Raw genomic sequence first — 19,700 nt, 5'->3', positions numbered from 1 at the left:
TGCCAAATCACGCCGTCCGGGCCCGCTCGCGGCCGGGTGTGCACTGCCATCTCCCGAGGGTAGGGGGCGCGAATTACCCGCGCGTAAGAGGAAACTCGCCCCGGCCCCGGGGCATCGGTGAACAGTCCCACCGCGGACCGGTCCCCGGCGTGAGGGTCAGGCGGGACGCACCCACACCTCACTCACCCCACCGGTGATCAGCCGCCGGCACCAGTCCTGGGTGGCGCCCGGATGGTCGGTCCGCCGATGCACCCCGCGGGTCTCCGTGCGGGCCAGCGCACTGTATTTCGTCCAGCGCGCCACCGCCAGCAGTGCCGCGGCCTGCCGGGCCCGTATCCGATCAGCACCGCTGCCGCCGAGGTCGTAGGCGGTGACCGGCCAGATCGCATCGAGCTCGCCGATACTGTCGCGCAGGCTGCCCGCGCTGCGCCAGTAACTGCGCCGCATCGGCAGGGTGTGTTCCTGCACCAGCCCGATCACCGCTCGCGGATCGACGCCGAGGCGCGGACTCAGCCCGGCGCCCGGAATCGCCCGCATGGCACCGATCCGGCCCCGGCGGTGCGCGAAACGCACCGCACTCGTTCCCGCCCACACGCCCGAGGCGATCGCCCAGCCGCCGTTGTGCCCGGCGAAACCGCCCACCGCACCGGTGATCGACTCCCGGGTGGCGATGTCACCGGCTGCATATAGACCGGGAACTGTTGTCGCACAGTCGAATCCGGTCAAACGCAGGCCACCGGAACCGCGTACGGTGCCCTGCAGTACGGCACGCACGCGCACCCGGCCGGGCACATCGACCGCCCGGTCCACGACGTCGGGCACCGTCGTGGCGCCGTCCGGTACCGGCCCCGACCGTCGCTCGGCATAGATCCGCCGGCCCGCGGCCAGCGCCGCCAGCGCCGCCGACCGGGCGGTGAACTCGTCACCCTCGATCCGCGCGCCGGATTCGTCGAACAACGCGCCGCCCCGCAGATCACGCGAATACGAATCCGCGGTGAGACCGTAGGCGCCGGAGAATTCCATCCCCGACAGCTCGCCACCGGCCTCGGCAGCCATGAGCAACCCTTCGCCGGTCGCGCCCTCGCTTCCGGCGCCACCCGACAGAAAGGCGCAGCCGCCGGTCGCGAGGACCACCCCACCGGCGCGGATGGTCCAGCTCCGGAACCGATCACGCGATTGCACCCCACCCGCACCGCACACCACACCGTCGACATCGACCAGCAGATACAGCGCCTGGTGATGGTCGAGCACCTCGACCCCGGCACGGAACAGCTCACGGCGCAGCGCCCCCAGATAGCGCCGCCCGTCGAGCCGGACCGCGGCCGCCGGACCGCCGGCGACCGCGACCTGCCGGTATCCGAATCGCAACAGCGGATCGATGCGGTGGTGGGTCTCCTCCAGCATCCGGTCCAGCCATTCCGGATCACCCAGGCCGCCGCCACGCGAGAAACTGCGCCGCACCGCCTCGTCGCGGTCCGGTCCGGTGGGAAAATCCCACAGCGCCACAACATCTTTGGACGAGGGCCCACTCCGACCGCAGTGCGCCTTGTCGACCAGGATCACGCGGGCACCGGTGGCCGCCGCTTTCAGCGCGGACCACGCGCCCGCGGGACCGCCGCCGACCACCAGCACATCGGCGAACGTCTCGTCTCCCGCGATCGGACGCGCAACATCGAGTACCGGGCGCGCCGCGCGAATTGTGGACCGGCTCACAAAGAAAAATATTCGAGCACAATTCATCGGGCCGCAACCGTTACAGGTGACTCAATTCCACCATTGCGTAACCAACAGGTAACCTGCCGCCACAAAAACGACCAGAGATCCGAAAAAAGCCGGAATTCCCCGCCGACGGTCGGAAAAAATCTGTGCGACGAGCGCCAGCGTTGCCAATCCGATATGCCAGCCCACACTGCTGGCACCCGGCCCCGGAAATCCGCGATCCACCCCGATGATCGCCGCACCCGCGACCACCACCGCCAGCACCACCAGCCCGGCGGCGACGGTACCGCTCACCGCCCGCAGCACGCTCACCGCGCGACCACCGCGACGCCGGTCGCCCGCTGCACCAGACGCTCGAATTGCCGTGGTTCCGTGGTGTATTCGCCCAGGCGCACGGATTTGTCGGCACCGTGGTAGTCCGAGGAACCGGTGGTGATCAGATCCAGTTCTCGCGCGAGATCCCGCAGCACGGCCCGATCGTCGTCGCGATGATCGGGGTGGTCGATCTCGAGTCCGGTCAGGCCGTGCCCGGCCAGTTCGCGAATATCGTCGAGCGCCAGCAACCGGCCCCGGGAGCGGGCCCGGGCGTGGGCGATCACCGTGACACCGCCCGCGGCGGCGACCATCTCCACTGCCTGGCGCAATGGGGTATCGGCCTTTTCGGCGTAGTAGCGGCCGCGCGGCGCCAGCAGATCGGCGAAGGCCGCACCGACCGTCGGCACCACCCCGGCATCGACCAGGGCCCGCGCCAGATGCGGCCGGCCCGCCGCCGGGCCCGCCGCCGCGACGACCGCGTCCGGATCGATCGGCAGCCCGTCGGCGGCCATGCGCTCGGCCATCGCGCGAACCCGGGTTACCCGTTCCCCGCGCAGCCGCTCGCGTTCGGCGGCGAAGACCGGATCGTCCGGATCGAACAGATAGGCCAGCAGATGGACCGGTACCGGCCAGCCGTCCTCTCCCATTCCCACACACGACATCTCCATCCCGCGCACCAGACGCAGGCCGTCCGGTAACGCCGCCACCGCCTCGTCCCAGCCGGCGGTGGTGTCGTGGTCGGTCAGTGCCAGCACGTCCAATCCGGCGGCGGCTGCGGCGCTCACCAGCTCGCCGGGTGTCTCGGTGCCGTCCGATGCGGTCGAATGGGTGTGGAGGTCGATGCGCACGCGGTCCATCTTGCCCGGACGGGATCGGCGGGCCGCCGCGCACTCCTCCTGCAGACCGGCCCGCGCAGCCGCTAGCATCCGGGACCGTGCCATCGTTACCGCCGTTTCCGTCGTTCCGGGGTTCCGCGAGAGGCCCCGGGCGGCCCCGTCGTGGCCCGCACCTCCCGCACATCCCGGTGCCCACCGCCCGCGCCATCGTGGACTGCGGGGTCTACCTGGAGGGCAGACGCCAACCCGGGCACATCGGTCCGGCAGCGGCGCTGGCACAGGTGCGCGAGCACGGCAGCGGCTTCGTCTGGATCGGGATGCACGCACCCGACGCCGACCAGATGGCGGAGGTGGCGGAGATCTTCGGCCTGCACGAGCTGGCCGTCGAGGACGCCGTACACGCCCATCAGCGCCCCAAACTCGAGCGTTACGACGACACCCTGTTCCTGGTCCTGCGCACGGTGAAATATCTGGAGCACGATCCGAATTCGGTGAGCGAGATCGTGCAGACCGGCGAGATCATGATCTTCGTGGGCCCCGATTTCGTGGTGACCGTACGGCACGGCGAGCACACCGCCCTGGCCGTGGTCCGCGATTCGATGGAGCGTCATCCGGATCGACTGGCGTTGGGACCGGGTGCGGTACTGCACGCCGTCGCCGATCACGTGGTCGATTCGTATCTGCTGGTCACCCAGTCGGTCGAAGACGATGTGGAGGCCATGGAGGAAGAGGTCTTCACCCCGCGCAGCAGGCTCACCATCGAGGCCATCTATCAGCTCAAGCGTGAGGTCGTGGAATTGCGGCGCGCGGTCAATCCGCTCTCGCTGCCGCTGCAGGTGCTCAGTCGCAGTTCGGAACTACCGCTGCCCAAGGAGATCCGCCGGTATCTGCGCGATGTCGCCGATCATCACACCGCCGTCGCCGAACGGATCAGCGATTTCGACGAGGCGCTCAGCGCCCTGATCAACGCGGCGCTGGCGAAGGTGAGCGTGCAGCAGAACACCGATATGCGCAAGATCTCCGCCTGGGCCGCGATGGCGGCGGTACCGACCATGATCGCCGGTATCTACGGGATGAACTTCGAGCACATGCCGGAACTGTCGTGGACCTACGGCTACGGGCTGGTGTGGATCGTCATCCTGGTCATCTGCGGTGCGCTGTTCGTCGCGCTGCGCCGCAACAAGTGGTTGTGAGCGCGGGTCCCGCGGCGCAACCCGCTGTCCCGGCTACAGATTCGCGGCGGCCCGGCGTGGATCGCGGACGTCGATTCCCGCCTCGGCCCATGCCTCCCGGAGCGCGGCCGCACCGCGCACCCGCACCCAGGCGGCCTCCGTTGCGGTGATCGGGGCGATGGACAGGAATCGCACCGGATCGGCCGGTTCCGGCAACGGCACCTCGGCGAGATCGGCATCGCCGAGCAGGGCCGCGGTGAAAGGAGCGTTGTGCCACAACGGTTCTCCGAGGTCGAGCAGCGCATCCGGCTGCAGCACCACACCTTCCACCGCCGGTGCGGCGATCAGCACGCCGAGTCCGCGAGGCAGCCCGGCTTGTGCTCCGGCGCCACCGCGCAGGGTGAGGACCAGTTCGGCGCGCGGGCCCTGCACGGGGTCGGCCAGCGCCGCAGCCGGATCGGTCATCGGATGCCGGGAGCCGCCGAGAGTGACGTAGTGCACGAATTCGCCGTCGGGGATGCGCAGAATCTCGATCGGTTCGAGGCCGAGGAAGGTCACCGACGCCGAATCGAAGCGGGCGTCGTCGAATCCCGACTCCGCACGCGGAATACCGAAATGCGTCAGCACGGCGGCCCGCACCTGATCGAGTTCCATGGTTCAACCGTGCCAGAGCCCTACAGGGCCAGCCGCGCCAGCATGTCGCGCGCCTGCTCGGCCACCTTCGGATCGCACAGCACGTCGTAACGACCCGCGACCAACTGCATGGTGGAGGCGAAATCGCGGGTGCCGCGCGTGGCCGCGTACGGGATCACCGCCGAGATGAGCCCGAAGATGACACCACCGACCAGGCCGACCACGAGCGGGCCGATGACGCCGCCGGTGGTGAACAGGCTCAGCAGCAACCCCAGGAACAGGCCCAGCCAGGCACCCGAAACCATACCGCCGCCAATGACTTTGCCCCAGGTGAGCCGGCCCAGCACCCGCTCGACCTGCATCAGGTCGACACCGACGATGGTCATGTTCTCGACCGGGAATTGGTTGTCGGCCAGATAATCGACCGCCCGCTGCGCCTCGGCATAGGTCTGGTACGAGGCGACCGGCCATCCCGACGGCGGCGTCGGCAAGCCGGGCCGATTGCGATTCGCACTTCCCAACGGATTGGTCATCTCTCGCATCCTAGGTCGATATCACCGTGGCGGCCGGAGGTGGCGATCGCACCTCGCTCCCGCGTGTCCGATTCTACCGAGGCGGGCGCAAATCGGACATCGGCCTCCCCCCTGGGGCGCGGTTGCGGGAACGCGGCCCCGCCGGACGGATCAGTCGGCCGGCGGTTCGAAGCTCGTGGTGCGTGCCATCCCCGCGGCCCGGCCCTTCTCCGCGACGACCTGAGCCATCTTCGCGCTGGCCTCGTCGATCATCTCGTCACCGAGCATGACCGCGCCGCGGGCGCCGCCCGCCGAGGAGGTGTGGAAAGCGTAGGCGTCCAGGATCTCCTCCGCGCGGTCGTAGTCGGCCTGCCGGGGGCTGAAGATCTCGTTCGCCGCCTCGATCTGAGTGGGGTGCAGAACCCATTTGCCGTCGAAACCCAGTGCGGCGGTTCGGGATGCGGCGCGCCGGAAGCCGTCCAGATCGCGGATCTGCAGATAGGGGCCGTCGATCGCCTGCAGGCCGTGGGCACGGGCGGCCAGCAGGATCGTCATCAGGATGTGGTGATAGGCATCGCCGGGTTCGTAGCCTTCGGGCTGCTCACCGACCACCAGGGTGCGCATATTGATACTGGCCATGAAATCGGCGGGGCCGAAGACCAGCGTCCGCACCCGCGGGCTCGCGGTGGCGATCTCATCGATGTTGCGCAGTCCCAGCGCGTTCTCGATCTGCGGTTCGATACCGATCCGGCCGACCTCGAGGCCGTTGGCCTTCTCCAATTGGGTGAGCAACAGATCCAGCGCCTGCACCTGTCCCGCGTCGAGCACCTTCGGCAGCAGGATCGCGTCCAGGTCACGCCCCGCGCCCTCGACCACCGAGATCACATCGGCGTAGGTCCACTCGGTGGTCCAGTCGTTGACTCGCACGACCTTGATCTGATTGCCCCAGCCCGCGGAGTTCAGCGCGGCGATGATGTTGGCCCGCGCGGCGGCCTTGGCGGGCGGGGCGACCGCGTCCTCGAGATCCAGAAAGATCTCGTCCGCGGGCAAACCCTTGGCCTTGTCGATCATCCGCAGATTACTGCCGGGTACGGCAAGCACCGAACGACGCGTTGACATGGGCTGCTCCTGAGGTTTCATCGCGAGGCTGCACCGCGTGGCCTTATAGCCTTGCACTTATGGCAGCAACGAAAGTATTCGCCGCCAGGCTGGCGGGCCTGGTGGTATTGGGTCCGGACGGCGAGTCTATCGGCCGGCTGCGCGATGTGGTGATCTCCATCCGTTACGACCGCCAGCAGCCCCGCGTCCTGGGCCTGCTGGTCGAATTGCCCACGCGTAAACGCATTTTCGTACCGATGCTGCGGGTCAACGCGATCGAGCCGAATTCGGTGAACCTCAACACCGGCACCGTGAGCCTGCGCCGCTTCGAACAGCGGCCGGGCGAAATGCTGGCCCTGGCCCAGGTCCTCGACTCCAAGGTCCGGGTCGCCGATCCCGAGTTGCCCGACCTCGAAGGCGTCGACGTCTTCGTCGTCGACCTGGGCATCGAGCAGAGTCGCACCCGCGACTGGGTGCTGTCCCGGGTCGCGGTGCGCGGACATCGGCGGCTGGGCCGTCGCCGCGAGGTGCACGTCGTGGAGTGGTCCGATGTGCGCGGCCTGACCCAGCACGAACTGAATCTGCCCGGTCAGGACGTCACCCAGCTCCTCGGGCAGTTCGAGGGGCTGCGACCCGCCGATGTCGCTCATCTGCTGCGCGAGCTGCCCGAGAAACGCCGGATCGAACTGGCCCGCGCGTTGGACGACGAACGCCTCGCCGACGTGGTGCAGGAACTTCCGGACGACGACCAGGTCGACGTGCTGCAGAATCTCGGCGTCGAACGCGCGGCCGATCTCCTCGAGGCGATGGACCCCGACGATGCCGCCGACCTGCTGGGCGAGCTTCCCACCGGGGAGGCCGAGGCCCTGCTGGCGCTGATGGATCCGGAGGAATCCGAGCCGGTGCGCCGGCTGCTGGAGTATTCGCCGTACACCGCGGGCGGCATGATGACGCCCCGGCCGGTGGTCCTCACCCCGGCCGCGACGGTCGCCGAGGCGCTCGCCCGGGTCCGCGATCCCGACCTCACTCCCGCCATGGCCTCGATGGTCTTCGTCGTCCGCCCGCCCACCGCGACCCCCACCGGCCGATATCTGGGCTGCGTGCACACCCAGCAGTTGTTGCGGGAACCGCCGGCGACGCTGGTCGGTGGCCTGGTCGACAGCGATCTCACCCAGTTGCATCCGGAGGCGGCACTCACCACGGTCACCCGCTATTTCGCGACCTACAACCTGGTCTGCGGTCCGGTGGTGGACGAGGAGAACCACCTGCTCGGCGCGGTGAGCGTCGACGATGTGCTGGACCACCTGCTTCCCGAGGACTGGCGTGAGCAGGACGACGAGACCTCCGATTCGGCGCACACGATCCATGCGGTCGCGGCGGCGGCACGGGCGGCCGAGGCCGGAAGGGCACAGCGATGAGCGACCGCAGCGAACGCGCGCGCCAGGACAAGCCGTTGCCCCGCGCCCGGCTGGAGACCCCCGTCGAATCACGGTTCCGGTTCGAGATCGACGCCGAGGCGGTGGCCCGCGGCAGCGAGACCGTGGCCCGATTCCTCGGCACCGGCCGTTATCTGCTGATCCAGAGTGTGGTGGTCGTCGTATGGATCGTCCTCAACGTCTTCGCGGTGGGCCTGCAATGGGATCCGTACCCGTTCATCCTGCTCAACCTGGCCTTCTCCACCCAGGCCGCCTATGCCGCACCGTTGATCCTGCTGGCGCAGAACCGGCAGGACAACCGCGACAAGGTCGCGCTCGAGGAGGACCGCACCCGCGCCGCGCAGACCAAGGCCGATACCGAGTTCCTGGCCCGCGAACTGGCCGCGCTGCGGATCGCGGTCGGCGAGGTCGCCACCCGTGACTATCTGCGCCGAGAGCTGGAAGACATCAAAGATGCCCTGGCGCGGCTCCAACTACACGCACCGCTCGACGACGAAGATGCTGTCGAGACTGCCAAGACCAAGAAAAGTACCGATCGAAAGAGGGGTCGGGTACCGATTTCGCCTCAGATAGATGGCAGCTGACCGCAAATATCGATAACAACGGAGAGACCGACAGGTAACCTGGATCACGTTGTCCGTGACGGCACCGCGCGAGCGAGGCCGTCCAATGACTACGAGGGGATTGGTTGTGCCGATGCGAATATCTGGACCGATTACGGTATCGGCGCTGGTGGTTGCGGGATTGATGGCTACGGGCTCGGCGGCACACACCACCGTCCGCACGAGCGCACCGAAGACCGCGGACGCCCGGCTCGCAGCGGCAGCCTCCCCCACTCGGCCAGGCAACTCCGATACCGAATCGGTCGGGCTGGTCCCCGCCGCGCCCGAGCCGGCTCGCAAACTTCGAGCAATGACGGCGCCCACGAACGGGGCGCCGTTGTTCGGCGGAACGATGCCACTGCGGGACATCTCGTTGCCGGGAGGTAACGGCGCCTTCGGAATTCCGGAGATCGTGCTCGCGGCCTACCGCAATGCGGAGCTGACCCTGCAGTCCCAGGAACCGAACTGCGGTCTGAGCTGGAGCTTGCTCGCGGGCATCGGACATATCGAGTCCAATCACGCCGGCCACGGCCACACCGACGCCGCGGGCACCACCATCGGCACCATCTACGGACCGTCACTGGACGGCACTCTGCCGGGCAACGAGGTGATCAAGGCCGCCGACGGCAATTTCGTGCGCGCTGTCGGGCCGATGCAGTTCCTGCCCAGCACCTGGGCGCACTACGCCTCCGACGGCAACGGTGACGGCGTGGCCGATCCGAACAACGTCTTCGACGCCTCCCTCGCCGCCGGCAAGTATCTGTGCTCGGGTGGCCTGAATCTGCGCGATCCCCAGCAGGAACTGCGCGCGGTGCTGCGGTACAACAACTCCGCGGCCTACGCGTCCAACGTGCTCAGCTGGGCCAATGCCTACAAGACCGGCGGAACGCCGACACCGGTACAGATCTCACCCGACCTGATCCCGCCCGGCACCATGCAGAACCCGCCCGCCGCTCCGGACATCCTGGCGGCCAACGGATCCATGCCAACGGGCACCGCACCGCCGTCGCAGGCCACCACGACCACGCCCACCCCACAGGCGCCGACCCAGGTGATGATCAATCTGCCGGGGCTGCCGCCGATTCCGTGCGGGATCTTCTGCCCCCCGCCCAAGCCGAATCCGTGTGATCCGGCCACGGTGCCCGCACCCATGCCGCTTCCGGGCCAACCCGCCAAACCGGTCGAAACACAGCATTGGTCCGCGGGTGATCCGGTCCGGCCGGCCGACCCGAACGCGGCCGACGGCAAGCCCGCCGATCCGAACGCACCGGCCGATGCCCAAGCGGCCCAGGCGGATCCGAATGCGCCCAAGCCCGCCCCGACGTGCACCCAGCCGCAGGGACAGCCCGCACCCGGCGCAACGCCGGGCGCACCGGCCCGGCCCGAGGACGCGCCGCCGCCCGCGCCCGCTCCCGAGCAGGAGTCACAAAAGCCCTCCGAGACACCGGAACCCGGGCCCGCCGGTGCGGCGCCGGCACCGGCCGCACCGCCGCCCGCGCCCGGTATCGTCCTGCCGTTCGGCATCACGATTCCGCTGCCCGCCCCGCCGGCTCCGCCACGGTAGCCAGCCACCCCGACCAGCCCCGATGGTTCAAACCGCCTGAGCGATCACGAAGCAGTAACAAAAAGGTCTCGGATGCGGTAATCTGATCTCGTTGTGTCACGAAAAGCTCACAGCGAGCATTGGAGGGTCACCACATCGTGGGACGTCACCGTAAGCAGCCGGCTACCTCTGTCCGGCGCGGATCCGTTATTGCTCTGACCGGACTCGTCCCTGCGGGACTCGTCGCCGTCGGTGCCTCGGCAGCCGAGGTGAACACCGGCGAGTTCGCCGCTGTCGCTCTGCCGCAACACAATTCGGACGGCGCCGAGCAGGCCGCCGAACAACAAGCCGCACCGGACCAGACGATGCGTGCCGCAAAGCATCCCGGCCCGCCGATCGTGAGAACCGTTGCGCAGGAGGAGGGCCGCGTGGCCGCCGACCTGCCGGCGGGCCCGAACGGTATCCCCGGAATCGCCTACGCCGCCTACCAGAACGCGGAGCGGGTCCTGGCCCAGGAAGAGCCGGACTGCCACATGCCCTGGTCGGTGCTGGCCGGTATCGGCCAGGTCGAATCGCACCACGCATACGGCAAGGCCGACTCGAAAGGCGTTGCGCTCGACCCGATCTACGGTCCTGTCCTGGACGGCAGCCTCTCGGGCAACAATGTCGTCCACGCGACCGGCGACGATCTGGACGGCGGGATGGGCAGCTTCACCCGCGCCGTCGGCCCCATGCAATTCCTGCCCGAGACCTGGCGCAAGTTCGCCGGCGACGGAGACGAGGACGGCATCGCCGATCCACAGAACCTGTTCGACGCGGCGCTCACCGCCGGCAACTACCTGTGCTCGGGCGGCCTGAACATGTCGGATCTGTCCCAGCAGTCCAAGGCGATCATGCGCTACAACAACTCGATGGCCTACGTCGCCAACGTGATGGCCTGGGAGGTCGCCTACCGGACCGGCGTCGCCCCCAAGGCCAGCGACCTGCCCCGCATCTAGGCCGGGGTGAGCGGCGGCCTCCGTGGTAACGCAGGCTGCCGCCTCCAGCCGCGTCGCGCCGGACCCCATCCAACGGCGACCTCTGCGGCGGCCTCCGTGGTAACGCAGGCTGCCGCCTCCGGCCGCGTCGCGCCGGACCCCATCCAACGGCGACCTCTGCGGCGGCCTCCGTGGTTACGCAGGCTGCCGCCTCCGGCCCCGTCGCGCCGGTCGCTAGACTCGCCCACATGCCAGTGGTTACGGAAACGGATGTACGGGGCGCGCTCGCCAAGGTGAACGACCCGGAGATCCGCAAGCCCATCACCGAACTCGGCATGGTGAAGAGCGTCTCGGTTCGTGACGACAGCAGTGTGCACGTCGAGATCTATCTGACGACGGCGGCGTGTCCGCTGCGCACCAAGCTGACCGAGATGGTCACCACGGCGGTGGCCGATGTGGCGGGCGTCGGTGCGGTCACCGTCGACCTGGACGTGATGAGTGACGAACAGCGGACCGAATTGCGCAAGCAGCTGCGCGGCGACTCCGCCGAGCCTGTCATTCCGTTCGCCCAGCCCGGCTCGCTGACCCGGGTCTACGCCGTCGCATCGGGTAAGGGTGGCGTCGGAAAGTCCAGTGTCACGGTCAATCTCGCGGCTGCCCTGGCCGCCCGGGGTCTGTCGGTGGGCGTACTCGACGCCGACATCTACGGCCACTCGGTGCCGCGCATGCTGGGCACCGACCAGCGGCCCACCCAGGTCGAGCGGATGATCATGCCGCCCATCTCACACGATGTGAAGGTCATCTCGATCGCCATGTTCACCCAGGGCAACACCCCGGTGGTGTGGCGCGGCCCGATGCTGCACCGCGCGCTGCAGCAATTCCTGGCCGACGTGTTCTGGGGCGATCTGGATGTCCTGCTGCTGGACCTGCCGCCCGGCACCGGCGATGTCGCGATCTCGATCGCGCAGCTCATCCCCAATGCCGAGATCCTGGTCGTCACCACACCACAGCCGGCCGCGGCCGAGGTCGCCGAGCGCGCGGGCGCCATCGCACTGCAGACCCGCCAGCGCATCGCGGGCGTCGTGGAGAACATGTCCTGGCTGGATCTGCCGGACGGCAACCGCATGGAGCTCTACGGTGCGGGCGGCGGAGCGGACGTCGCGGAACGATTGACCAAGGCGGTCGGCGCGGATGTCCCACTGCTGGGCCAGATTCCGATCACCCAGGAGCTGCGCGAGGCCGGCGACGAGGGCACCCCGATCGTCCTGTCGGCCCCGGAAAACCCTGCCGCACAAGCCCTGCTCGGCATCGCCGACAAGCTGGCGGTCCGCCGCCGCGGTCTGGCCGGCATGTCACTGGGCATCGACACCACCCGGCACCTCTAGGGCCGGGGGGCGGCGGACCGCGCAACCACGGCGGGGCCGGATTACACAGCCCGGAGCGAGGACACCGACGCGGAAATCGGCAGGCCGGCGCAGATGCCGACTCATCCCGCGTGCGACGGAACGTCCACCTGGCCTTCCGCCAGCGTGCGCGGTGACGAACTCGCACGGGTGAGAGTCGTGTACGCCAGGACGGACAGTCCGACCGAGACGATCATCATCACCGCCATCGGCCGCGCTGTCTGCTCACCCCACAGGCCGACCAGCGGCGAGACCACCGCGGCGAGCGCGAACTGCAGAAAGCCCAGGAACGCCGATCCGGTTCCGGCATGTGCTCCCGTCTCCGCCAGCGCCAGTGCGGTGGCATTCGAGAAGATCAGGCCCAGTGCCCCCTGGAAGAGCGCGAAGCAGACGAGCGTGGGGACGGCAGGCACATCGGCGAGGACCGAGGCGAACAGCCCGATCGTGGCGACGGCGGCCACCGCGAGTCCCGCGGTGATCATCGCCCGGTACGACACCCGGCCCGCCAGCGCCGTGGCGGCGGCGCTGGTGACAACGATGAACAGCGCGTTGAGCCCGAAGATCATCGAATAGACCCCTGCCGACAATCCCATCACGTCCTGCATCACGAACGGCGAGGCGGAGATATAGGCGAACAGCGCGGCGAAGGCGAAACAGAATGTGAGCAGATAGCCGACATAGTTCCTGTTCCCCAGCACCACCCGGCCGCCATGAACCGTGGCGGCGAATCCGCCCCGGGTGCGCGCGGATTCCGGTAGTGACTCCCGCACGACCAGTGCGGCACCGGCGACCATCAGCAGGGTCAGCCCACTGAGCGCCCAGAACACCGCGCGCCAACCGCCGGCGGTGACGATCGCCCCGCCCGACAGCGGCGCGACCACCGGGGAGATGACGCTGATGATCATCACGATCCCGAGCAGTTTCGCGGCCGCCGCGCCCCGGGCGGTATCGGAGATGATGGCGCGCGCCAGCACGATGCCCGCCGCCCCGCCGAGCCCCTGCACGAACCGCGCACCGGCCAGTACGCCCACATTCGGCGCCACCGCACAGACGATTCCGGCCGCCAGGCAGACCAGCGATCCGGCCAGCAGGGGGCGCCGGCGGCCGGTCGCATCCGACAGCGGCCCGATGAACAACTGCCCCAGCCCCAGCCCGATCAGGAAGGCGGTGAGGGTGAGCTGGATTCCGGCGGCACTCGTGTGCAGATCCTCGGCCATCCTCGGGAATGCGGGCAGATACATATCGGTCGCGAGCGGCGCCACCGCGGTGAGCAACGCCAGCACCGCAATCAGGGCGGGCCGCACCGGAGCGGCGGAGGCACGGGATGCCGTGCCGGGATCGCAGGACGAGGCGGTGGTCATGGGACTTCCTCCGGGGAATCGAGAACGGCCGCACTGCGGAACACCGGACCACAATAGTTATGAAAAAATACGTATGTCAAAGTACGTACTATGCTGTGCGGTATGAGCGGTGCGAATGCGACCCGAAATACCTCCGCCGCAGTGGGCGACCTGGCCAGAGTGCTGCGCGATCTGGCGTGGACGGTGCATCGGCTGGTGCCCGAGGTCGCCGGGCTCGACCCGCTGCCCACCACCGAACTGGCGGTCCTCATGCAGGTGCTCACCACACCTGGCAGCACGGTGACCGATATGGCGCGCCGACTGGGGATGCGGCACAGCAATGTCAGCGCGGCCGTGCGCGATCTGGTCGCGCGCGGGCTGGTGACTCGCGAGCCGAGTGCCGCGGACCGGCGGGTATCGCTGCTGATGCCGACCGACAAGGCATACAGCGAGCAGGACTCCATCGATTCCGTGTGGTCGGGAACGGTGCGCGCGGCGATGGTCCGCCTCGATCCGGCGCAGGTCCAGGCGATCGAGGGGGCCGCCGACGCCCTCGCGGCACTCGATCACGTCCTGCGCGACGACCGGAATCCGCGACGCCGCAACTGAACGCCGCGGGCCCACCCGGCTGGCGGGCCTGTTGTCGGGGCCGCCCCCTATCCTCGACCTATGCTCACGCTGCTGTTGTACGTGCTCATCGTCGGCTTGGTGGCCGCGCTGTTGTTTCTCGTGGCCAGTGCGGTGTTCGGGCGCGGGGAAGAACTGGGCCCACTGCCGGAGGGCACCACGGTGACGGTGCTGCCCGCGACGGGCATCCGGGGAGCCGATGTCCGGGCACTGCGTTTTCAGCAGGTCTTTCGCGGTTACAAGGCGGGCGAGGTCGATTGGGCGCTGAGCCGTCTGGCCGCACGCATCGAGGAGCTGGAAGCCCAACTCACACAGCGCAATCCATCCACCGGCGACGAAGAGCCGTACGGCCCGGCCCCGCAGCCACCGGGCACGAGCGGTATCGGCCCGGACGCCGATCCACCCGGGCCCGCCACGAACGCGACGGCCGTCGGATGGCCCGGCCCCGCCTCCGAGTTCCCCGCCCCGTTCGGCTCGGCGCCGTCCGGATTCGGCGGCCTGCCCGGCGCACCCGGTATCGCACCACCATTTCCCGGAACCGGTCAGGTTCCGCCGTTCGGCACCGGAATCGGCGGTGACCCGCTCGGCTCGGCGGGCCCGAACGCGACCGCGTACCCGGCCCACCCGTTCGCTTCCGGCAATGGATTCGGAACGCCACCGGCAGATCCCGTACAGCAGGGTCCCACCCTGCCCGGTTCCGCGTGGCCGGGCTCGACAGCGCCGCATCCCGCACCGGACCTCACCCCATCCGGGCCGATCCCATCCCCCATTCCACCGACAGCGGCGGTCGCCGCTGCCACCACGGCCCCCGATGCGCCGAATCCGCCCGCGCCCGCCGCATCCGGTCCAGACCCGGCCGTCGCCGGTCCCGGACCGGTAGCCGGTAACCCGGATACCGGCGGATTCACCGAGCCCGCCGATACCGGCACGACCGGCTCCTGGGCGCCCCCGCCGCTGCCCAGCGATCCGCACCCCGGGCCGGGAGGAGTGCGGTGAGCGCCGATACCGCCATCGACGACGACGGAAAGATCCGATGCGGGTGGTCGGAGTCGTCACAGCTGTATCGCGACTACCACGACTCCGAATGGGGCCGGCCGGTACACGGTGACGACGCTCTGTTCGAGCGAATGTGTCTCGAAGCCTTCCAATCGGGACTGTCGTGGATCACGATCCTGCGCAAACGGCCGGCGTTCCGGGCGGCATTCGACGGCTTCGCCATCGATCGGGTGGCCGAATTCCGCGATTCGGACACCGAACGGCTGCTCGCCGATCCCGGCATCGTGCGCAATCGCGCCAAAATTCTCGCCTGTATCGCGAATGCCAAAATCGCACGTGAACTGAGTCCCGGCCTGGACGAATTGCTCTGGTCGTTCGCTCCGCCGGCGCGTCCGCGCCCGCGCGCGCTCGCCGACGTGCCTGCCGTCACATCCGAATCCGTAGCTCTCGCAACCGAACTCAAAAAACGCGGGTTCCGGTTCGTCGGCCCGACCACGGCCTACGCGCTGATGCAGGCGACCGGAATGGTCGACGACCATCTCTCCGATTGCTGGGTCGATCTGCGACGTTGATCGCGCGCCACGCCGGTCGGTTTTCGAACTCAGCTACCCGGCCGGTTCCGTGATGAGGAAGAATAGGCGGAGTGCAGACCACCGGACACGCTTGTCGCGTCCGGCGGCTGCCTGTTGGTGACAACACATTAGTTCCGAGAAGTGCGCAGCAGACCGCGCGGATCTGGAGGGAGCAGAGGATGGCGGCCATGAAGCCCCGCACCGGGGACGGTCCCCTCGAGGCAACCAAGGAAGGGCGTGGAATCGTCATGCGGGTTCCACTCGAGGGTGGCGGGCGTTTGGTCGTCGAGCTCACGCCGGAGGAAGCGGCTGCGCTCGGTAAAGAGCTCACCGCGGTCACCAGCTAGCCGCTCGACCCAACCGAAACAACCGGTGACGAAATTGCCGGCGGGGCCGCGTGCGTTTTCCACGCACCCGGCCTCGCCATTGGCTGCGATCGTCGCTGCCCTCGCATGTCCGGAATGTCATGCGGAAATGGCGGCCGACGACCGCCGTCTGCTGTGCGCCCAGGGCCACAGTTTCGATATCGCCAAACAGGGCTATGTGAGCCTGCTGACCGGCGCAGCGACGAAAATGGTCGGTGACACCCCCGGCATGCTCGACGCGCGGGAACGATTTCAGGCCGCCGGCCATTTCGCTTCGATCGCGCGAGCGGCCGCGGAGGCATCGACCGCGGGCGATCCACACATCGGCACGATACTCGAGCTCGGCGCCGGGACCGGGTACTACCTGGCGGCCGCGCTGGACGTGTCCCCCGGGACCCACGGTATCGCCCTGGACGTGTCGAAACCGGCCGCGCGCCGGGCAGCCCGCGCACACGACCGCGCGGCATCGATCCTGGCCGACGTCTGGCGGGGTCTGCCGATCCGGGACCGCGCCCTGGATCGGGTGCTGTCGGTCTTCGCGCCACGCAATCCGGCCGAGGTCGCGCGCGTCCTGCGGCCCGGCGGCACCTTCGTCGTCGTCACCCCGACCCCGCGGCATCTCGGCGAGCTCATCGAGCCGCTGGCGATGGTCGCGGTCGCGGCGGACAAGGACGAGCGCCTCACCGACGCCCTGTCCGCCGACTTCACCCGGATCGACCGGACCGAGGTCGAGTTCTCGATGTCGCTCGACCACGCGGCGGTCGCCGATGTGGCCGGAATGGGCCCCTCGGCTCACCACGGCGCCGAATCCCGGGCTCGGTTGATCGGCGCACTGCCGGACACGGTGCCGGTCACCGCTTCGGTGACGATCACGACATACCGCCGCTGAACCACCGGCGGCCGATCGCACGCGCGCACTCACGCCAAGATCGCCCCCACCCGCTCCCCATCGGCATACACGTCGATCTCGGCGATGCGGCCGCCGGTGACGGTGAAGGCCAGCAGCACCCCCGGCCGGCCCGCGAACCGGATCACCGCCCCCGCGCCGCCGTTCACCAGCACCGGATGCACATCCGACGATGGCCGGGCGAAAAGCAGTGCGCGCGTAGCGGTATCGCGCGGCCCGTGGATCTCCCAGCCGCCACCGGCCCCCGCATCCGCACGCAGGGTGATCCCGGGATCCAACTGGGCCACCAGGGCCTCGAAATCCCCGCTGCGCGCGGCGGTGAAGAAGGCGTCCACCACCGCGCGTTGTGCCGCGCGATCGTGATCGGGTACCGGCGCATCCCGCACCCGGCGGCGGGCACGGCTGGCCAATTGCCTGGCGGCGGCCGGTGTTCGATCCAACAGTTCGGCGATGCGATCGAACGGCATACCGAAGCTGTCGTGCAGGACGAACGCGATCCGCTCCGGCGGATCCAGCCTCGACAGCACCACCTGCATGGCGAGACCCAGCGAATCCGACAGCACCGCACGGTCTTCCGGCCCGTCACCGGTGTCGGGGGTCACCGACAGCGGATCCGGCAGTTCCGTTCCGCTGGGCTGCTCCGGCCGCGATCGCCGGGCGCGCAGCAGATCCAGGCAGGTGTGCGCGAGGGCCGTGGTGAGCCAGGCATCGAGATTGTCGACCGCGCGGGGCGGACTCCGATGCACTCGCAGCCATGTCTCCTGCACCGCGTCCTCGGCATCACCGGCCGAACCGAGGATGCGGTGGGCCAGCGCCTGCCAGCGCGGCCGCTGTTCGTGCAACCGCGACAGGGCCGAATCGCGCTCGTCCACCCGTCACATCCTCGCCACGCGCTACGCCGTATCGAGTGAGACCACCCGGTGACCCGCATCCTTCGCGGTAGCCACCACCATAACCACCCAGGAGACGCTCATGCGCGACCTTTCCGAATACCCGCCGGCCGCCACCGCGTCGTCGCGCGACGAAGGCAGGTCGGCGGCCGTCCGCATCACCTACCGGGTCACGACCGCCGCCATCGTCGCCGAGGCCGCGGTCGGCGGCATCTGGGATATCGCCCGTATCCCCTTCGTCCGGGATGTCGTGGTTCATCTCGGCTATCCCACGTATTTCCTGGTGTTGCTCGGTGTCTGGAAGGTGGCGGCGGCGATCGTCCTGGCCGCACCCCGGCTGCCACTACTGAAGGAATGGGCCTATGCGGGAACGTTCTTCGTCTACACCGGCGCGATCGTCTCGCATCTGACAGCGGCCTACGCCCGCGGCGAGGTCGTGGTGCTGAGCGTGTTCGCCGTATCGACCGTGCTGTCGTGGGCGCTGCGACCGGCGAGCCGCTGTCTGCCCGGCCGTCAGCCCTTGCGGATGCGGTCGTAGAGTTCGGTGGTGCGGGCGGCGACCTGCGCCCAGCTGAATTCCGCGAGCGCGCGCTCACGCCCGGCCGCCCCGAACCGAGCGGCGAGCCCCGCATCGGTGGCGACCGCGCTGATCGTTGCCGCCAGGTCCCGCTCGAAATCTCGCGGGCGGAGCGAATCGTAGGGCACCAGCCGCCCGGTCTCCCCGTCCCGAACCACCTCGGGAATTCCGCCGACATCCGAGGCGACCACCGCGGTACCGCAGGCCATGGCCTCCAGATTCACGATGCCGAGCGGCTCGTACACCGAGGGGCAGATGAAAACCGTTGCAGCTGCCAGTATTTGACGCACCTGCTCGGTGGGCAGCATATCGCGCACCCAGAAGACACCGCCCCGGGTCGCGGCGAGTTCGCGCACCGCCTGTGCGGCTTCGGCCTCCAGCTGCGGGGTGTCGGGAGCACCCGCGCACAACACCAGCTGGATCTCGGGATCGATATCGCGGGCGGCGGCCAGCAGATGCGCGACGCCCTTCTGCCGGGTGATACGGCCGACGAAGGCCGCGATCGGCGCGTCGCGCGGCACCCCGAGCTCGCCGAGGGCGTCACGGGCCTCGGGCACGGGACCACCCGGGAACCAGGCATCGCCGTCGATACCGTTGTGCACCACATGGACTCGGGCCGGATCGACGGTCGGATAGGCGTCGAGCACATCGCGGCGCATCCCGGCACTCACGGCGATGACGGCGTCGGCACTCTCCATCGCGGCCCGCTCCGACCATGACGACAACCGGTACCCGCCACCGAGCTGCTCGGCCTTCCACGGTCGCCGCGGTTCCAGCGAATGTGCGGTGAGAACGTGCGGAATCCCGTACAGGGTCGCCGCCAGATGCCCGGCCAGCCCGGTGTACCAGGTGTGCGAGTGCACGATGTCGACCGTGCCCACGGCATCGGCCATGCGCAGTTGTGCCGACATCATCTGCAGTGCGGAATTGGCGGCGTAGAGCATCGGATCGGGTTGGTGCACGACGGCGTCGAAGCGGTCGGCGCCCATACAGTGCACCGTCACATCACACAGCCGCCGCAGCCGCGGAACCAGCTCGGTGACGTGCACCCCGGCCCCGCCGTACACCTCGGGCGGGTACTCGCGGGTCAGCATCGCGACCCTGAGCCGGTCGGGGTCCTGTGGTGGTATCGGCTCGCGGCCGCCATCCGCGACACTCACCGGTCCAACCTAATCCGTCG

General features: G+C 69.0%; 20 protein-coding genes and 1 pseudogene. 12 read left to right on the top strand and 9 right to left on the bottom strand.

What is annotated here, in order from left to right; translation table 11 throughout:
* Positions 1-156: 156 nt before the first annotated feature.
* Genes AB0L57_RS18980 through AB0L57_RS18970 form a run of 3 tightly spaced genes read right to left on the bottom strand, consistent with a single transcriptional unit; the run spans position 157 to position 2,882 of the window.
* Positions 157-1,713 carry an FAD-binding protein gene (locus tag AB0L57_RS18980; protein WP_364963599.1) on the bottom strand — a complete coding sequence of 519 codons (1,557 nt, stop codon included), beginning with the start codon at positions 1,711-1,713 and terminating at the stop codon, positions 157-159.
* Positions 1,714-1,764: 51 nt separating this feature from the next.
* A complete protein-coding gene (locus tag AB0L57_RS18975; protein ID WP_364963596.1) occupies positions 1,765-2,013 on the bottom strand; it encodes a hypothetical protein in 249 nt (82 codons plus the stop codon).
* Positions 2,014-2,027: 14 nt separating this feature from the next.
* Positions 2,028-2,882 carry a PHP domain-containing protein gene (locus AB0L57_RS18970; protein WP_364963593.1) on the bottom strand — a complete coding sequence of 285 codons (855 nt, stop codon included), beginning with the start codon at positions 2,880-2,882 and terminating at the stop codon, positions 2,028-2,030.
* Positions 2,883-2,968: 86 nt separating this feature from the next.
* Here AB0L57_RS18970 and AB0L57_RS18965 point away from each other — a divergent pair, with 86 nt between their 5' ends.
* Complete coding sequence (locus AB0L57_RS18965; protein ID WP_364963590.1) at positions 2,969-4,063, top strand: magnesium and cobalt transport protein CorA; 1,095 nt, start codon at positions 2,969-2,971, stop codon at positions 4,061-4,063.
* Positions 4,064-4,096: 33 nt separating this feature from the next.
* Here AB0L57_RS18965 and AB0L57_RS18960 read toward each other — a convergent pair whose 3' ends face one another.
* The 3 genes from AB0L57_RS18960 to AB0L57_RS18950 form a co-directional block, all read right to left on the bottom strand.
* The gene (locus tag AB0L57_RS18960) at positions 4,097-4,696 is read right to left on the bottom strand and encodes a suppressor of fused domain protein (RefSeq protein WP_364963588.1); all 600 of its coding nucleotides are present in this window, start codon (positions 4,694-4,696) and stop codon (positions 4,097-4,099) included.
* 20 nt (positions 4,697-4,716) lie between these two features.
* Positions 4,717-5,208 carry a general stress protein gene (locus tag AB0L57_RS18955; protein WP_025352510.1) on the bottom strand — a complete coding sequence of 164 codons (492 nt, stop codon included), beginning with the start codon at positions 5,206-5,208 and terminating at the stop codon, positions 4,717-4,719.
* Between the two features lie 150 nt (positions 5,209-5,358).
* Positions 5,359-6,306 (bottom strand): CoA ester lyase, encoded by a 948-nt coding sequence (locus tag AB0L57_RS18950; protein WP_364963585.1) that lies wholly within the window; start codon positions 6,304-6,306, stop codon positions 5,359-5,361.
* Between the two features lie 59 nt (positions 6,307-6,365).
* Here AB0L57_RS18950 and AB0L57_RS18945 point away from each other — a divergent pair, with 59 nt between their 5' ends.
* The 5 genes from AB0L57_RS18945 (at position 6,366) to AB0L57_RS18925 (ending at position 12,228) form a co-directional block, all read left to right on the top strand.
* Positions 6,366-7,703: a CBS domain-containing protein gene (locus tag AB0L57_RS18945; RefSeq protein WP_364963583.1), complete on the top strand. Its 1,338-nt coding sequence runs from the start codon at positions 6,366-6,368 to the stop codon at positions 7,701-7,703.
* Positions 7,700-8,305, top strand: coding sequence for a DUF1003 domain-containing protein (locus AB0L57_RS18940; RefSeq protein WP_364963581.1), 606 nt, complete (start codon positions 7,700-7,702; stop codon positions 8,303-8,305). The genes AB0L57_RS18945 and AB0L57_RS18940 overlap by 4 nt, the downstream gene beginning before the upstream one ends.
* A gap of 370 nt (positions 8,306-8,675) precedes the next feature.
* Positions 8,676-9,887, top strand: coding sequence for a lytic murein transglycosylase (locus tag AB0L57_RS18935; RefSeq protein ID WP_364964277.1), 1,212 nt, complete (start codon positions 8,676-8,678; stop codon positions 9,885-9,887).
* 137 nt (positions 9,888-10,024) lie between these two features.
* Positions 10,025-10,864: a lytic murein transglycosylase gene (locus AB0L57_RS18930; protein WP_364963578.1), complete on the top strand. Its 840-nt coding sequence runs from the start codon at positions 10,025-10,027 to the stop codon at positions 10,862-10,864.
* Between the two features lie 227 nt (positions 10,865-11,091).
* Positions 11,092-12,228 carry an Mrp/NBP35 family ATP-binding protein gene (locus AB0L57_RS18925; protein WP_364963575.1) on the top strand — a complete coding sequence of 379 codons (1,137 nt, stop codon included), beginning with the start codon at positions 11,092-11,094 and terminating at the stop codon, positions 12,226-12,228.
* Positions 12,229-12,329: 101 nt separating this feature from the next.
* Here AB0L57_RS18925 and AB0L57_RS18920 read toward each other — a convergent pair whose 3' ends face one another.
* Positions 12,330-13,607, bottom strand: a complete 1,278-nt coding sequence (locus AB0L57_RS18920) for a multidrug effflux MFS transporter (protein WP_364963572.1) — start codon at positions 13,605-13,607, stop codon at positions 12,330-12,332.
* Between the two features lie 102 nt (positions 13,608-13,709).
* On the opposite strand from AB0L57_RS18920, the gene AB0L57_RS18915 reads away from it, so the two are divergent.
* From AB0L57_RS18915 to AB0L57_RS18895, 5 genes and pseudogenes are all read left to right on the top strand, one after another.
* Positions 13,710-14,195: a helix-turn-helix domain-containing protein gene (locus tag AB0L57_RS18915; RefSeq protein ID WP_364963570.1), complete on the top strand. Its 486-nt coding sequence runs from the start codon at positions 13,710-13,712 to the stop codon at positions 14,193-14,195.
* Positions 14,196-14,255: 60 nt separating this feature from the next.
* A pseudogene (locus AB0L57_RS18910) lies at positions 14,256-14,522 on the top strand (DivIVA domain-containing protein); the annotation flags it as partial.
* 683 nt (positions 14,523-15,205) lie between these two features.
* Positions 15,206-15,781, top strand: coding sequence for a DNA-3-methyladenine glycosylase I (locus AB0L57_RS18905; protein WP_364963567.1), 576 nt, complete (start codon positions 15,206-15,208; stop codon positions 15,779-15,781).
* Between the two features lie 179 nt (positions 15,782-15,960).
* Positions 15,961-16,128, top strand: coding sequence for a DUF3117 domain-containing protein (locus AB0L57_RS18900; protein WP_064902036.1), 168 nt, complete (start codon positions 15,961-15,963; stop codon positions 16,126-16,128).
* 88 nt (positions 16,129-16,216) lie between these two features.
* Positions 16,217-17,035 carry a putative RNA methyltransferase gene (locus AB0L57_RS18895; RefSeq protein WP_364964274.1) on the top strand — a complete coding sequence of 273 codons (819 nt, stop codon included), beginning with the start codon at positions 16,217-16,219 and terminating at the stop codon, positions 17,033-17,035.
* Positions 17,036-17,064: 29 nt separating this feature from the next.
* On the opposite strand, the gene AB0L57_RS18890 is transcribed toward AB0L57_RS18895, so the two are convergent.
* Positions 17,065-17,925 (bottom strand): sigma-70 family RNA polymerase sigma factor, encoded by an 861-nt coding sequence (locus AB0L57_RS18890; RefSeq protein ID WP_364963563.1) that lies wholly within the window; start codon positions 17,923-17,925, stop codon positions 17,065-17,067.
* A 100-nt stretch (positions 17,926-18,025) separates the two neighbouring features.
* Here AB0L57_RS18890 and AB0L57_RS18885 point away from each other — a divergent pair, with 100 nt between their 5' ends.
* Positions 18,026-18,481, top strand: coding sequence for a DoxX family protein (locus AB0L57_RS18885; RefSeq protein WP_364963560.1), 456 nt, complete (start codon positions 18,026-18,028; stop codon positions 18,479-18,481).
* Here AB0L57_RS18885 and glgA read toward each other — a convergent pair.
* On the bottom strand, positions 18,457-19,614 hold the full coding sequence (gene glgA / locus AB0L57_RS18880) for a glycogen synthase (protein WP_364964271.1): 1,158 nt from the start codon (positions 19,612-19,614) through the stop codon (positions 18,457-18,459). The genes AB0L57_RS18885 and glgA overlap by 25 nt on opposite strands.
* Positions 19,615-19,700: the final 86 nt, after the last annotated feature.

The sequence above is a fragment of the Nocardia sp. NPDC052254 genome, assembly GCF_040679495.1.
In the GTDB taxonomy this organism is placed as follows: domain Bacteria; phylum Actinomycetota; class Actinomycetes; order Mycobacteriales; family Mycobacteriaceae; genus Nocardia.
This window is presented reverse-complemented; position numbering and strand designations above follow the sequence as displayed.

Coding starts and splice junctions, on each gene's coding strand:
- AB0L57_RS18920 (WP_364963572.1), bottom strand. CDS start 13,607: ATGACCACCGCCTCGTCCTGCGATCCCGGCACGGCATCCCGTGCCTCC.
- AB0L57_RS18960 (WP_364963588.1), bottom strand. CDS start 4,696: ATGGAACTCGATCAGGTGCGGGCCGCCGTGCTGACGCATTTCGGTATT.
- AB0L57_RS18925 (WP_364963575.1), top strand. CDS start 11,092: ATGCCAGTGGTTACGGAAACGGATGTACGGGGCGCGCTCGCCAAGGTG.
- AB0L57_RS18900 (WP_064902036.1), top strand. CDS start 15,961: ATGGCGGCCATGAAGCCCCGCACCGGGGACGGTCCCCTCGAGGCAACC.
- glgA (WP_364964271.1), bottom strand. CDS start 19,614: ATGCTGACCCGCGAGTACCCGCCCGAGGTGTACGGCGGGGCCGGGGTG.
- AB0L57_RS18950 (WP_364963585.1), bottom strand. CDS start 6,306: ATGTCAACGCGTCGTTCGGTGCTTGCCGTACCCGGCAGTAATCTGCGG.
- AB0L57_RS18940 (WP_364963581.1), top strand. CDS start 7,700: ATGAGCGACCGCAGCGAACGCGCGCGCCAGGACAAGCCGTTGCCCCGC.
- AB0L57_RS18945 (WP_364963583.1), top strand. CDS start 6,366: ATGGCAGCAACGAAAGTATTCGCCGCCAGGCTGGCGGGCCTGGTGGTA.
- AB0L57_RS18915 (WP_364963570.1), top strand. CDS start 13,710: ATGAGCGGTGCGAATGCGACCCGAAATACCTCCGCCGCAGTGGGCGAC.
- AB0L57_RS18885 (WP_364963560.1), top strand. CDS start 18,026: ATGCGCGACCTTTCCGAATACCCGCCGGCCGCCACCGCGTCGTCGCGC.
- AB0L57_RS18955 (WP_025352510.1), bottom strand. CDS start 5,208: ATGACCAATCCGTTGGGAAGTGCGAATCGCAATCGGCCCGGCTTGCCG.
- AB0L57_RS18935 (WP_364964277.1), top strand. CDS start 8,676: ATGCCACTGCGGGACATCTCGTTGCCGGGAGGTAACGGCGCCTTCGGA.